Origin of the sequence: Variovorax sp. OAS795 (assembly GCF_040546685.1) — a bacterium.
GTDB lineage: Bacteria > Pseudomonadota > Gammaproteobacteria > Burkholderiales > Burkholderiaceae_C > Variovorax.
In genome coordinates, this window is the sequence record NZ_JBEPOH010000002.1 from 333,543 (window position 1) to 346,607 (window position 13,065).

General features: G+C 65.7%; 14 protein-coding genes. 6 read left to right on the top strand and 8 right to left on the bottom strand.

The genetic code is table 11. The features are described from left to right. Positions 1–21 precede the first annotated feature (21 nt). The 5 genes from ABID97_RS27075 to norR all read right to left on the bottom strand — a co-directional run bounded on the left by ABID97_RS27075 (position 22) and on the right by norR (position 4,631). Complete coding sequence (locus tag ABID97_RS27075) at positions 22–1,242, bottom strand: helix-turn-helix domain-containing protein (RefSeq protein WP_354402372.1); 1,221 nt, start codon at positions 1,240–1,242, stop codon at positions 22–24. Positions 1,243–1,283: 41 nt separating this feature from the next. After that, the gene (locus ABID97_RS27080; protein ID WP_354402373.1) at positions 1,284–1,619 is read right to left on the bottom strand and encodes a DUF6616 family protein; all 336 of its coding nucleotides are present in this window, start codon (positions 1,617–1,619) and stop codon (positions 1,284–1,286) included. Positions 1,620–1,629: 10 nt separating this feature from the next. Continuing rightward, positions 1,630–2,406: a DNA alkylation repair protein gene (locus tag ABID97_RS27085; protein ID WP_354402375.1), complete on the bottom strand. Its 777-nt coding sequence runs from the start codon at positions 2,404–2,406 to the stop codon at positions 1,630–1,632. Then, positions 2,403–2,924: a MarR family winged helix-turn-helix transcriptional regulator gene (locus ABID97_RS27090; RefSeq protein ID WP_354402376.1), complete on the bottom strand. Its 522-nt coding sequence runs from the start codon at positions 2,922–2,924 to the stop codon at positions 2,403–2,405. The genes ABID97_RS27085 and ABID97_RS27090 overlap by 4 nt, the downstream gene beginning before the upstream one ends. A 120-nt stretch (positions 2,925–3,044) precedes the next feature. Further along, positions 3,045–4,631, bottom strand: coding sequence for a nitric oxide reductase transcriptional regulator NorR (norR, locus tag ABID97_RS27095; protein ID WP_354402378.1), 1,587 nt, complete (start codon positions 4,629–4,631; stop codon positions 3,045–3,047). 137 nt (positions 4,632–4,768) lie between these two features. Here norR and hmpA point away from each other — a divergent pair, with 137 nt between their 5' ends. From hmpA to ABID97_RS27120, 5 genes are all read left to right on the top strand, one after another. Beyond that, positions 4,769–5,959 carry an NO-inducible flavohemoprotein gene (gene hmpA, locus ABID97_RS27100; protein ID WP_354402380.1) on the top strand — a complete coding sequence of 397 codons (1,191 nt, stop codon included), beginning with the start codon at positions 4,769–4,771 and terminating at the stop codon, positions 5,957–5,959. A 68-nt stretch (positions 5,960–6,027) separates the two neighbouring features. Next, complete coding sequence (locus ABID97_RS27105; RefSeq protein ID WP_354402381.1) at positions 6,028–6,315, top strand: DUF1330 domain-containing protein; 288 nt, start codon at positions 6,028–6,030, stop codon at positions 6,313–6,315. Positions 6,316–6,726: 411 nt separating this feature from the next. Next, positions 6,727–6,990 carry a hypothetical protein gene (locus tag ABID97_RS27110; protein WP_354402383.1) on the top strand — a complete coding sequence of 88 codons (264 nt, stop codon included), beginning with the start codon at positions 6,727–6,729 and terminating at the stop codon, positions 6,988–6,990. Positions 6,991–7,154: 164 nt separating this feature from the next. Beyond that, on the top strand, positions 7,155–7,460 hold the full coding sequence (locus ABID97_RS27115; RefSeq protein ID WP_354402384.1) for a YciI family protein: 306 nt from the start codon (positions 7,155–7,157) through the stop codon (positions 7,458–7,460). Positions 7,461–7,474: 14 nt separating this feature from the next. Next, on the top strand, positions 7,475–8,101 hold the full coding sequence (locus ABID97_RS27120; RefSeq protein ID WP_354402385.1) for an SEN1982 family lipoprotein: 627 nt from the start codon (positions 7,475–7,477) through the stop codon (positions 8,099–8,101). Between the two features lie 24 nt (positions 8,102–8,125). Here ABID97_RS27120 and ABID97_RS27125 read toward each other — a convergent pair whose 3' ends face one another. The 3 genes from ABID97_RS27125 to ABID97_RS27135 all read right to left on the bottom strand — a co-directional run bounded on the left by ABID97_RS27125 (position 8,126) and on the right by ABID97_RS27135 (position 11,792). Then, positions 8,126–9,202, bottom strand: a complete 1,077-nt coding sequence (locus tag ABID97_RS27125) for an AraC family transcriptional regulator (protein WP_354402387.1) — start codon at positions 9,200–9,202, stop codon at positions 8,126–8,128. A gap of 170 nt (positions 9,203–9,372) precedes the next feature. Then, complete coding sequence (locus tag ABID97_RS27130) at positions 9,373–10,941, bottom strand: sensor histidine kinase (RefSeq protein WP_354402388.1); 1,569 nt, start codon at positions 10,939–10,941, stop codon at positions 9,373–9,375. 119 nt (positions 10,942–11,060) lie between these two features. After that, positions 11,061–11,792, bottom strand: coding sequence for a response regulator transcription factor (locus tag ABID97_RS27135; RefSeq protein ID WP_354402390.1), 732 nt, complete (start codon positions 11,790–11,792; stop codon positions 11,061–11,063). 277 nt (positions 11,793–12,069) lie between these two features. Between ABID97_RS27135 and ABID97_RS27140 the strand changes: the two genes are divergently transcribed. Next, the gene (locus ABID97_RS27140) at positions 12,070–12,825 is read left to right on the top strand and encodes a winged helix-turn-helix domain-containing protein (RefSeq protein ID WP_354402392.1); all 756 of its coding nucleotides are present in this window, start codon (positions 12,070–12,072) and stop codon (positions 12,823–12,825) included. Positions 12,826–13,065: the final 240 nt, after the last annotated feature.

Consider the following 13,065-nt stretch of genomic DNA (forward strand, 5'->3'; position numbering starts at 1 on the left):
ATCGGTGCCTTGGAGACAACTCTATTCAATCGGCAGCGCAGCGGGGAGTAACAAGATCGTCGTGAATCCCGCGAGCGGCGGTGCCAGCCAGCGCTGCGCACGCGCGCGGCCGATGGAGCGCACCCGACCCCCGGTTTCCAGGTCGGCCAGCGCGCGCTGCACCGTGCGCTGGCTCGCGCCCAGCGCCAGGGCCAGTGCCGAGGTCGACCAGGCCGCGCCATCGGAGAGCAGCGCCACCAGCGAGGCCTGTTCACCGTCAATCGGCGGTGCCAGCACCACCACGTCGCGCGCATCGCGCGGCCTGAGCGCAAAGCCGCGTGCGCTGGCCTCGATGCCGGCCTGTGCCGCGACCAGTGCGCGCAGCCGGCCGATCTCGACCCGCAGGCGCGCGCGATGCGTCTCGTCGGGCCGGCGGGTGTTGAAGGCCACCGCGATCAGCGTTTCGCGATCGACGTCGCCGGGCCATGCCTCGGCCAATGCGCGCGCCAGGGCAAAGAGCACCGGCCGGCGCGCCAGCGGCCGCCATGCCTCGCCGGTGCCCACGCCGCGCCGGCAGGCATCGATTACCAGTGCATCGGAGGCCAGCAGCGCCGCGACCTCGTCCAACCGCAACGCCTGCTCGCCGCCGGCAATGAGGCGCCTGGCGGCAGGGCGCTCGAGCGCGGCCCGCGCTTCGGCCACCTCGGCCAGCAGTGCGGGCACGCGCGCACGCGTCGCTGCCTCGTGCGCCCGGGCCAGGGCCGAGCGCGCCGGCACGATGCGCAATGAGCGCAGCGCGAGTTCTGCGGCGGTCAGTTCGGCCACGGCTGCCAGCGAAGGCGAGAGCTCGCGCGCGTCCAGCGGCGCCAGCGCGGCGGTGGCCGCTTCCAGCCGGCCGAGCAGCAGCAGCCGGCGCGCCGCAATCAGCCGCGCCTGCATCGCGTTGGCACGGTCTGCATGCGCATCGAGCGTGTCCGCCGCCGCCGCGAGCGCGCGCGGCGAAACGCCGAAGTCGCGCATCGCCATCGCCACCTCGGCCTCCGCCACCACGCAACGCGCCCGCGCCAGTTCCTCGTGCGCCCCGAAGCCGCGCGCCGCACGCCGCAGCAGTTCGCGCGCACGCGGGTGCTCGCCCAGCTGCGCCATCGCGATGCCGCGCAAGGCCAGCGCGGGCGGGTCGTCACGCAGGGCGACCCGCTTGAGGGCGCCGAGCGCGTCGCCCGCGGCGAGCGCGCGCGCAGAGGCGGCAATGAGGGAATCCATGGCGCGAGGCTACACCGACGGAAGCAAGCCTACGACGCCGGTCAAGACATCAAGTCCGTCAGATGCGGTTCCAGATTGCCACCAGAGCTCGCGGCATTGATATGGTCGAAGTAGTCGTACCAGCCGCTTGCCAGGATTCCGGCCAGAAGTGCATCGCGGGCCGCCAGATTTGGGAAGCGCCATATCCCTAGAAAGCGGTGCTTGCCAGAGTGATCAACGGTTCGGTCAATCTCACCCAACGCCAGCGCCTCGATTCCCAAGGTCGCCAGTCCGGCCATGCCGTTCTTGATGCCATCGACAAATGCTTTGCGTTGGTCTGAAGACTGTTCTGTCCAACGTGCATTGGGAGAATAGAGTTCAACGAGATACTGCGTCATGGGTTTCCTTTCAAAGCTTCAGGTTGCGCAAAGCCCGCGCACAGATACGACGCGTCGCGGGGGAGATGTGTCCGAGTTGCCACTCGCTACAAATTGATCGAACCCACTCTGGGGAGGTTTTTCCGGCATCGTTGAGCCAGTTGGCGACTGAATCCTGCACATAGGGCGAAGGGTCGGCGCGCAGCGGCTGCAACAGTGCGAGCCCCGGCGATGGGTCTTGCTTGAATGAAGGAATGTGGGAACACCACACGCCGCGCGGGCGCAGAGCCTCGGACGAAAACCGGCGCAAGCGCTCGGATGGTTCTGACGTCCATGGCAGCAGCAACGTGATGCTGCGCTTCAACTCGACTGTCAGGTGAGGGCGCAACGCCAACCATGCCCACTCGCGCACACCGAAATGAGCGTCATCCGCCAGGGAGGCGATATGCATCAGCCGTTCCGATAGCTCCAGATCTGGACTGGCACCAACGATGAAGCAACCCCATCCCCGCACAGTGTCTGAGGTATGTGACTTGCAGCGCGCTAACCCGTCTTTCAGGCCGTAGCGAGCAAGCAGCGTCGCACCCTCGACTTGCATACGGCGCAAGATGCCCAATCTTGCTGCCGCGTCAAAGGTTCGGAATACCTCCGCGCCAGCGTCAGGCAACGTAGCTCGCGCGAGTCGTGCCTGATCGACGGCGAGACATTCGGCAAGGGTACGAGTTTGCCGCGAGCCTTCACTCAAGGCATTCAATACGGAAGCCGGCTCTTCTGTTTCTCGGGATACGCTCTTATTGGCCATGCTCATTCGAGGTCTCCGTGGCCTTTCGAAGGTGCCGCTTGGCGCATCGTTCGAGCTGCCACTTTGGCCAACAGCTTCGACAGCGTTTTGCGTTCACGTTCAGAGACGTCCCCCAGCAAACTGGCAATCCATTGATTGTGTTTTGCGAAGAGCCGTTTTGTTGTTGTTTTGCCCTTCGGCGTGAGTTGGATCAGACGGCTTCGCCGGTCAGTCGGGGACGCCGTGCGTCGAGCGAAGCCGTCGCGTTCCAATCCATCGAGCAAGCCCGTTACGGTGGCACGACGCACACCAGCTTGATCGGCCAGGACATGTGGCGGGACGCCGTCTGGTGCTGCGTCCAACAGAAACAAAACAACAAAGCGCGCTTCTGACAGACCATGCGGTGCCAGTTGCGCAGCGCACTCCCGATCGATAGAAGATGCCAGAGACAAGATCTGAAAACAAAGGCGGATTCCCTCCACATCCGCAAGGTTTCGACGTTCGGCTTCCGCCAAAAGGGCAAGATACTTTTGTTCGAGTTGCATCGTGGAGGCACCATATCATGAGGCGCCTAACCAATGGATGACAGATGTACCTTCTTGTGTGATCTATTCCCGATATTCGGCTAGCGAAGTCCGGTGGCTTCAGGTGCTTGAGAGCGGGGGTCAGCCTCGGGCATTTACGGACTCTCTTGCAGCCGGCCGCAGCCCCATCTTGCGCAGCATCCGATGAAAGTTGCTGCGGTCGATACCCGCCTCCCTCGCGGCATTGGCGATGTGCCCGTGGTGTCGCGCCAGCAAGTCCGCGAGCCATGCGCGCTGGAACGCCTCCGTGGCATCACGCAGCGTGCCGCCCGTGGCGGCAAGGCCTGATGGACTGGTGGCGGGTGTGGGCGACGTGGCAGGCAGGACCGGAGACACCGATTCGACATTGCCGACTGCCGCCCCATCGAGCGCCAGGTGATGCGGCTCGATCGCCGTCCAGCGCGCGCCGCGGCGCTGCTCGGTGAAGGCGCGCAGCGATGCGCGGCTGATCACATGTTCGAGCTCGCGCACATTGCCGGGCCATCCGTGCGCGAGCAGGGCGGCCTTCGAGGCCGGCGAGAGCCGCAGGTTGCGCGCGCCAAGGCGATGCTGGTTCTCTTCGAGAAAGCCGCCGGCCAGCGCCACCACGTCGCGGCCGCGCTCGCGCAGCGGTGGCACCACCAGCGGGTAGACCGACAGCCGGTGGTACAGGTCGGCGCGGAAGCGGCCCTGTGCAATGGCGGCGGGCAGGTCGCGGTTGGTGGCCGCGATCACGCGCACGTCGACCTTCAGCGTGCGGTCGCTGCCGGGCCGCTGCACCTCGCCGCTTTGCAGCACGCGCAGCAGCTTGGCCTGCACCGTGAGCGGCAGCTCGCCCACTTCGTCGAGAAAGAGCGTGCCGCCGTCGGCGATCTCGAACTTGCCGCTGCGGTCCTGCACGGCGCCGGTGAATGCGCCGCGCTTGTGACCGAACAGCTCGCTGTCGGCCAGCGTCTCGGGCAGGGCCGCGCAGTTCACCTGCACCAGCGGCTGGTCGCGCCGCTGCGACCGCGCATGCAGGCGCTGCGCCACCAGGTCCTTGCCCACGCCGGTCTCGCCGAGCAGCAGCACCGTGAGGTCGGACACGGCCACGGTGTCGATCTCGTTGTAGAGCTGCTTCATGGCGGCGCTGCTTCCCAGCAGCTCGCGCGTGGTGCCCCGGCCCGAGCGCAGGGCCTGGGCCACGGCATGCTCGCGCATCGCGCGCGCTTCCATCTCCTGGATCGTGTGGGCGGCTTCGATGCCGGTCTCCACCAGCGAGACCATCGCATCGAGCTGCGCCGGGGTCACGGTTTCGAAAGCGCCGGGCTCCAGCGCATCGAGCGTCAACAGGCCCCAGATGGCGCCGCGCAGGCGCAGCGGCGCGCCCATGCAGTCGTGCACCGGCAGGATGCCCGGCTGCCCCGCGACCAGGCCGTCATACGGGTCGGGCAGGCCGCAGTCGTGCGCAAAGCGCAGGCCCCGCCCGCTCTCCAGCAGGCGCGCAAAGCGCGGGTGCGCCGCCACCGGAAACTGCCGCCCGAGCGTCTCGTCGCTCAGCCCGTCCACCGCCACCGGGCGCAGCACATCGGCGTCGAGCTGCAGCAGCGCGGCGGCGTCGCACCGGACGAGCCCGCGCACCGCGGCCAGGAGCGGCCGATAGCGGCTGCCGTCGCCTTCCGTGGTCTGATTGACACTGTTTGTGGTCATTGCTACAACGCTCATTGTGTTGTGAATTTGACCACACGATAGAAAACCCCAGCATTCACGGGCACTTGGCAAGCACCGGGCGACTGGCACGGTTCGTGAGAGGAAAGAGCGTCCTCCACTTTCACCCCAGGTCCCCCATGAACCCGCAGACCATCGCCATCGTCAAAGCCACCGTGCCCGCGCTCCAGGCGCACGGCGAGGCCATCACCAGCCACTTCTACCGGATCATGTTCGAGAACCATCCGGAGGTGAAGGCGTTCTTCAACGAGGCGCACCAGGCCGCCGGCAGCCAGGCGCGCGCACTCGCGGGCGCGGTGCTGGCCTATGCGACCTACATCGACCGGCTCGAGGAAATTGCGGGCGCACTGCCGCGCATCATCCAGAAGCACGCCGCGCTCGGTGTGCAACCCGAGCACTATCCGGTGGTCGGCGCCTGCCTGCTGCGCGCCATCAAGGACGTGCTCGGCGATGCGGCCACCGACGAGATCATCGCGGCGTGGGGCGAGGCCTACCAGTCGCTCGCGGCACTGCTGATTGCGGCGGAAGAAGAGGTCTACCGCACCAACGCCGCGCAGCCGGGCGGCTGGCGCGGCGAGCGCGAGTTTCGCGTGGCGCGGCGCGAAGACGAGAGCGAAGTCATCACCTCGTTCTACCTGGAGCCGACGGACGGCGGCCCGCTGCTCGCGTTCTCGCCCGGCCAGTACCTCACGCTGGTGCTGGAGATCGACGGCGAACCGCTGCGGCGCAACTACTCGCTGTCCGACGCGCCGGGCAAGGCCTGGTACCGCATCAGCGTGAAGAAGGAAGAGGGCGGCAAGGCATCGAACTGGCTGCACCAGGCCGCAACCGTCGGCACGCTGCTGAAGGTGCAGGCGCCTTGCGGCGACTTCGTGCTGCAGCCCACCGCCACCGGCAAAAGCGCGCGTCCGCTGGTGCTGGTGACCGGCGGCGTCGGCATCACGCCGGCCATGAGCATGCTGGAGTCGGTGGCGCACACCGGCCGGCCGGTGCACTTCATCCATGCGGCGCGGCATGGCGGCGCCCACGCGTTCCGCGCGCGCGTCGATGCGTTGGCGGCCACGCATGCCAACGTGAAGCCAATCTATGTGTACGACGCGCCGCGCGATGCCGACCGCCCGCATGCCACCGGCTTTGTCACCCGCGAGCTGCTCGCGCAACAGCTGCCTGCGGACCGCGACGTCGATCTCTACTTTCTCGGCCCCAAGCCTTTCATGAAGTCCGTGTATGCCAACGGCCTGGCGCTCGGCGTGCCCAAGCAGCAGCTGCGCTACGAGTTCTTCGGCCCGCTCGAAGCGCTGGAGGCCTGATCGCATCGGCAGGGTATTGCTTCGCGTGCCGGGCATCCGCATGATGGCCGGCACACCAGGAGACCGCCATGACTGCCTACCTCATCGCGCAGACCGAGATCCACGACCACGAGACCTATGACAAGTACAAGGCGCAGGTCTTGCCCGTCATCCAGAAATTCGGCGGTCGGTTCGTGGTGCGCGGCGGCGCGCTCGAAGTGCTCGAAGGCGACTGGAAGCCCAGCCGCATGGTGCTGATCGAGTTTCCGTCGATGCAGCACATCCGCGACTGGTTCGCCTCGCCCGAGTACGCGCCGCTGCTGGCGCTGCGGCAACCCGCCGCAGTCGACTACCTGGTCGCCGTCGAAGGCTGCTGACACATCCTCCGAATGCAGCGCGATGCGACGGTGCGCGAGGCCGGATGCGCACTGCTGACGGTCGAAGTGTGGCCGTCGTTAATGATGAATTTCGAGTTGTGTTGGCATGCGCCCCATCGCTTGAAAACATTTACATCTCTCTATGCCTTAAGTTCAATTGTGGACGCCGCGCGCCGGGAGTACGCTGCCCTCCGGCTTTCGGTGAGGAGCGCCCGCACATGCGACGCTTCTCCCACGGCACGAGGCCTTCAATAAAGGTCGATCTGGATTTCTACCGCACGGTAGAAAGCGGGATGGCATGGCGGAGATCGCAGCTCCGCTTGCATGACAGGAGTCTTCGAGGCGCCGCACGCGCGCAGCCGCGGTGGTGCCGCATTCAGGTTTTTCACTGTCCAACCCCAAGGAGTCGCCATGGACTTCAACCGGACATTCCAAGCAGCAGCGCTCGCGGCACTCGGCCTTGCCGCGGTGGCCTGCCAGCAGGGACGCCAACCCCTCGAGCTTGCGCAGGCCGTGACCACCCAGATGGAAGCCGAGGCCGCCCCCGAAGACGCGCGCGCCGCGGACGCAACACCCGGCGGCATGGGGCTCCTCACCTACATCGGCGACATCTTCGCGGAACAGCAAAGGGTGCTCGCCGGCAAGCCGCCGGACGCGGTTTCGCCGAGCTTCTGAAGCAGGCCGCGCGCGCTCGCGCGCACAAGTCCGTGCTGTTCATCACGGACCTTGGAAAAAGAAAACGGCACATCGCTGCCGGCGCCGCGCCGGGCCCTAGAGTCGCGCCTGTTCGCGCCCGCTAAAAACCAGGCGGCGCGCTTGATTCCAAGGGAGACGGAAAGATGAACAGGTACCTCTACCTCTATTCGGGTGGCAACCCCGCGCAAGGCGAAGAAGCCTCGAAGGCCGTGATGGCGGCGTGGATGGCCTACTTCGGCAAGCTCGGCCACGCAATGGTCGACGGCGGCGCGCCGCTCGCGCCCGGCGCCCAGCTGCTCGGCAAAGCCGAGTCGAGCAAGGTCACCGGCTATTCGGTCGTGCAGGCCCGGAGCTTGGCCCAGGCCGTGGCATTGACCGACGGCCATCCGCACCTTGCGAACGGCGGCGGTATCGAGGTCTTCGAATTTCTCGACATGCCCCGGCCCTGACAGCAGGGGCCTTCATGAACCGATACTCAGTCGTCGCCGTCGCGGCGTTCCTGCTTGCCGGCTGCAGTGGCAGCAGGGACGCGAACAAGTCCAACTTCCAGGCCGCCATCCAGGCCTACCTCGACACCACGCCCGGCGCGTGCGTTCCGCTGCCCGACAAGGAGATGCCGTTCAAGGTCGAGCAGGCCGATGGATTCGGCAAGGACCAAAGGCTGAGGGCCGACGCGCTGGTCGAAGCCGGCCTGCTCACGCGCAAAGGTGCGGAGGTGCCGCAGTTCCCGGGATCGAACCGGCTGATCCCCGGCTTCGAATACGCGCTCACCGAGGCGGGCCGAAAACAACTCGTCAAGGGAGCGGGAGCCAATCTCGCGAACTGGGACGGTTTTTGTGCCGGCAAATACAAGGTGGTGTCCATCGCCAACTTCACCGATCCCGCCACCCTGTTCGGCACCCAGGTCTCGCAGGTGAACTACCGCTACAAGATCGACGCCCCGGCGAAGTGGGCCGCATTGCCAGCCGTCCAGGCTGTGTTCCCCAAGCTCGCGCGCGACCTGAAGGACGACGCTGCCGACAAGGCGGTGCTGGTGCTGACCAACGACGGATGGATGCACGAGCGGCTGTTCAAGGCGGCGAGCCATTGACGCTTGCCAGCGGCAAGTGGTGGCCTAGTCGCGCACCAGCCCCGTCTCGCTATAGAGCGGCGAATCCATAGGCGGCAACCCCAGCGGCGGTGTGTTGCGCCTCACACCGCCCGGGGTGAATCCGAACCAGCGCTTGAAGCTCCTGCCGAAGTTGCTCGGATTCGAGAAGCCCATCCTTGCGGCGACCGAATCGATGGAGTCGGGGGTGTTCTGCAGCAACCAGATCGACATGCTCTTGCGCGCGTCGTCGAGCAGCTCCTGGTAGGTGGTGCCCTCGCACTTGAGCTTGCGAATGAGGGTTCGCGCCGAAACCATGCGCGCTGCGGCAACTTCTTCGAGCGTGGGGTAGCGGCCCGGCCAGCTGCGCAGCATGACCTTGATTTGCCGCGTGAGCATGCCCTGGCTGCGCTGGACCATGGCCTCCTCGCAGGCGCGTTCGGCGCGCGCAAAGGCTGCTTCATTGGCCATGAGGCAAGCGGTATCGAGCAGGGGGTGGGGGATGCCGATCTGCAGCTCGCGGCTGCTGAAAAATACCTCGTCCACGCCCAGCGACCGGTAGCGGCTTTCCCACGCGGGCTTGGGAAACGGAAACGATACCCAAAGCCCGAGCAACGGCTTGAACGTCAGTTCGCGCAACAGGTTGACAAGGCTCATGGCGGCCGATTCGAAGAGGAACACCCCGGCGCTGCCAAGCGGATGAAGCTCCGAGACACTGAGCACGCCGCACGCTTCGGTGCTTTCGAAGCTGAAGTGAAAAGAGCCTGTCCTGAGCTTGCCGAAGCGATGCAGCACAAGCAGCGCGTGGCGCACGTTGCTGCTGCACATGAGGGCCTGGCCGAGCCATCCGTAGGTATTGGACGCTTCCAGCCCGCCCAGCTCCAGTCCGAGTGCCGGATTGCCGGTGAGGCGCAGCGCGCGTTCGATCAGGGTACGAATCTCGCTGTAAGACAGCAGTTCGGAGCTGCTCGACACCTTGGCGGCAAGGGCTTCCTCACCGGCGAACAGGTGCGCCGCGCGGAAGCCCTTGCTCTCCATCAACGAGATCAGGAGCCGCGCATAGGCAGGATGGGTAGAGCGCAGGCTCCACGGGGCACACGGCATGTCCTTGTCTTTCCCTTTGTGGCTTTCGTTCGCAGAACAAGCCGTTCGCAGAAGCACGAAGGGAAGGACTTTAGGAATGCCTTTGCACAACGCCTAGTCGTTTGACAATGCATGACAAATACGAAGGCAGTTGCTGACATTCGGGCATGCCTGCCGTGATAAATGCACACCTAGCAGGCAGGCAGCGTGATCGAAAAAGTGGCGCCGCCGCCTTCTGCGCTCTCCACGCACACATGCCCGCCGTGGCGCTCGGCCACCGCCGCGACAAAAGCCAGGCCCAGCCCCATGCCGTCAGCCTGGCTCGCGCCCGATTTGCCCAGCCGCTTGAACTTCTCGAAGATCAGCCCGGCCTGGCCGTCGGGGATGCCGGGGCCCTGGTCCCGCACCGATATCCGGTAGGCATCGCCCAGCGATTCGCAAGCAACGTGAATGGCCGTCTGGCGCGGACTGAACTTCACCGCGTTGTCGATGAGATTGGACACGGCGCGGATCAGCAGTGCACGGTCGATCGCAAGCACGCAGGGCTCGCGGGGCAGTTCGACATGCAGGGCCATCTGCCGGGCCTTGGCCTTGGCCCACAGTTGGTCGACGGCCTCGTCGACCACGTCCCGCAGGTCGAAAGGCTCGAGTTCGTCGCTGCGCGACTCCGCCCGGGCCATCGACAGGAAGTCTTCGGCCAGCTTGAGCGAATGTTGCGCGAGCAGCTCGATGCGCGGCAACAGCTCCGATGCCTCGGGCGCGTCTTTCACTCCGGAGCGCTGGAGCTCGATCATGGCAAGTATCGAAGACTGCGGCGCCCGGATGTCGTGCGAGATGAAGGCAAGCGCCTCCTCGCGCTTGCGTTGCACCTCGCGCACGGAACCAATGTCCACAATGGAAAAGGTCCACCCGGCAAATCCGCCGTGGGGCGCAAACCTCGGGCAGCCTTTCACGAGCAGGTCGCAGCCCGAGTCCAGCGCGGTTTCCAGCTCGAAGCGGCCGCGCTGCGCATGCTCGCCTTCCAGCGGCGGCAGGGCCAGCGTGGCGCCTCGCGCACTTAGGAACTCCCGCAGCAGCGGCTCGAAGCGGCGGCCGTTCATCTCGTCGGCATCGGCCAGGCCGAACCTGCTCGCTGCGGCGCGGTTGGCTTGCGTGACGTTGCCGCGCGCGTCGGTGACCACCACCGCGTCCGGCAGGCTCTGCAGATTCGTGTCGAGCACCTCGTACAGCGAACGCAGGTTCTCCGCGGCCATCGAGAGCGACAGCATCCGCGCATCGGCCGAATTCTCGGTGCGCCACGGTGCCAGGGCGCGTGGCAGCGCTTGCGGGTCTGCCGCCATGCGTGCGAACTCGTCGCCCAGGTGGCGCAACCGGGCTTCTTGCCGGTACAGGATCCACCAGGGGTAGCACAGCGCAAGCCCCGCCAGCGCGGCCACCGGCCCCATCCGCAAGCCGAAGCCGAGCTGGAGCGCCGCGGCGGCAGCAAGCACCAGCGCCATGGCCCCCAGCACCACCACCAGCGACCTGACGCGCCGGCCCCACAAGAGCAGCGCACAAAGGCCGGCGGCCGTGGCCAGCGCATTGAAGAAGGCGTTCTGCAGCGGCGTGGCGTTGGCCGGCGGCGCGCTGGAAGGCGCACGCACCGCCAGCAAGGCCACGCAGTCGTTGAAGAGCCCATCGAAGGCGCCGAGGCCATTCTGGTAGCCGAGCGCGCCAACCAGAATCTCCAGCAGCAGGGCGCCCGCAACGCTGGCCCGCATTGCGCGGCCCCTTGCCCCGGCCGCAAACAACGCGCGGCACTCGGCCCATGCGCGCGCAGCAAGCCTGATGGTCATTCCGATCGCCCCCGCGGTATGCGATCCCGGGCGCCAGGCGGCACTCAGGCGATCGCCGGTTCCTGGGAATGCGCTTCGGGCGGGGTGGCCCTGGTGGTCGACTCCAGCCGATAGCCCATGCTGTAGACGGACATCAGCCGGTAGCCGTTTTCCGGCCGCAGGTTGAGCTTGTTGCGCACCTGCGAGATGTGGGTGTCGAGGGTGCGAGAGTTCACCCCCGCGCCGGTGTTCCACACTAGGTCGATCATGTGCTGGCGCGAAAGCAGCCGGCCTTCGTTCGAAAGCAGCAGGTGCGCCAGATGAAACTCCTTGAGCGTCAGGTCGACCGGCCGGCCGTTCACCAGCACGCTGCGCAGGCACAGGTCGAACTCGTACGCACCGAACACTGCCTTGCCCTCCTTGCGCGCGCACGGATAGGCGCGCCGCAGCAGCGCATGGATGCGGCAGAGCATCGAGGGAATGGTGTAGGGCTTGGACATGTAGTCGTCGGCGCCGGCATCCATCACCTGGATCATGTCGCGCTCGTCGGCGCGGTTGGTCACAAAGAGCACCGGCACGCGGTTCTCCTCGTGGCTGCGAACCCAGTGGAGGACTTCGAGGCCCGACAGGTCGGGCACGCTCCAGTCGAGCACCAGCATGTCGAAGCTTTCGCGCCGCAGGATCCGCAGGAACTCGCGTCCGCTGTCGTAGGCCTGGCAGTCGTGCCCCATGGCCCTGATCACCGAGCGCATCAGGTCGGCTTGGGCGGGGTCGTCTTCGAGCAACGCAATTCTCATTTCGCCTCCTCTTTCATCGGGGTCTGCCACTTGTCTGATCAGCGGAACACAGGCCCCGTCAATGGCGGCTGTAGTCTCATTTTCTCCCCCGTCCCAGTCCAGTTCATATTATGACAATGCAGACTCAAATAGTGACAAAGTTGTGAACAAAGTCTCTGGACGGATGGAAACTAGAACCATTGTCTACGTCCGGATTGCAATACATCGTCAGATTGATGGCGACGAGAACTTTATGTTTCTAGACTGACCGCCCCTTCATTGCGCAACCCACACCCCCATGGCCGGTTCTGAACATTGCGTGGCGGTAGCGCTTCTCGACACCCGCAAGGAGCGCCGAACCGCCTTGCAAGACATGCTGGCCACGCTTGGGCACGAGGCCACGGGCTACGGCAACCCGGCCGACCTGCTGGTGGCTTTCTGCATCGGCCAGCGCTTCGACCTGCTGCTGCTCACACTGGACGACCCGGCCATGCAAGAAAGCATGGCCGAGGTCTGCAAGAAGCTTTGCATGCCGACGCTCCTGGTCGTCGACAACAACGATTGGCCGCAACTGCCGCCCCCAGGCGCTGAAGAAACACCGTGGGACGACATCATCTGCTTCGAGGCCGGGCACACGCGGGTTCATGAACTGGGCTGGCGCATCCAGGCGCTGCTGCACCGAAGAACCGTGCCTTCGCGTGCCCCGCGGCGCGCAGGTGAAACCACCTGGGGCGACTACCGCTTCATTCCCGACAGCACCACCGTGCTGCACCGGGGCCGCGAAATCCGCCTCTCGCCGCTCGAACTGGCCTTTGCACTCGAGCTGTTCCGCAACGTGGGCCGCGTGCTGAGCCGCGACTGGCTGCTCGATGCGCTGTGGCCCAACCGGCGCAGGCTGGAGAGCCAGCGCACGGTCGACGTCTGCGCCACCAAGGTGCGCAAGAAGCTGGCCCTCTCCAATGAAAACGGCTTTGTGCTGCGTGCCATCTACGGGCAGGGCTATCAGCTCGTCGCCGTGTCGATGAGCGGCGGCCCACCTCGCCAGTCTCCATAGCGCCCAGGGGACTCTCCGGCGGCCGAGCCCGCCAATTGTTAACAAATGCGTTGGCAACTGTCATGCATTGTCAAACGACTGGGTTTGGTAAAGAAGTGTTCATAAAGTTGACCGAAATGTGTCGGGAATGGGCTCCTGTTGCGCACTTTTCACTGCTTGGCCGCCGCAAAAACAACGGTGAAAAGACAGTGAACAAATGTGTGACCTAGTGCCTTTGTATTACTCGACATTGCCAATAGC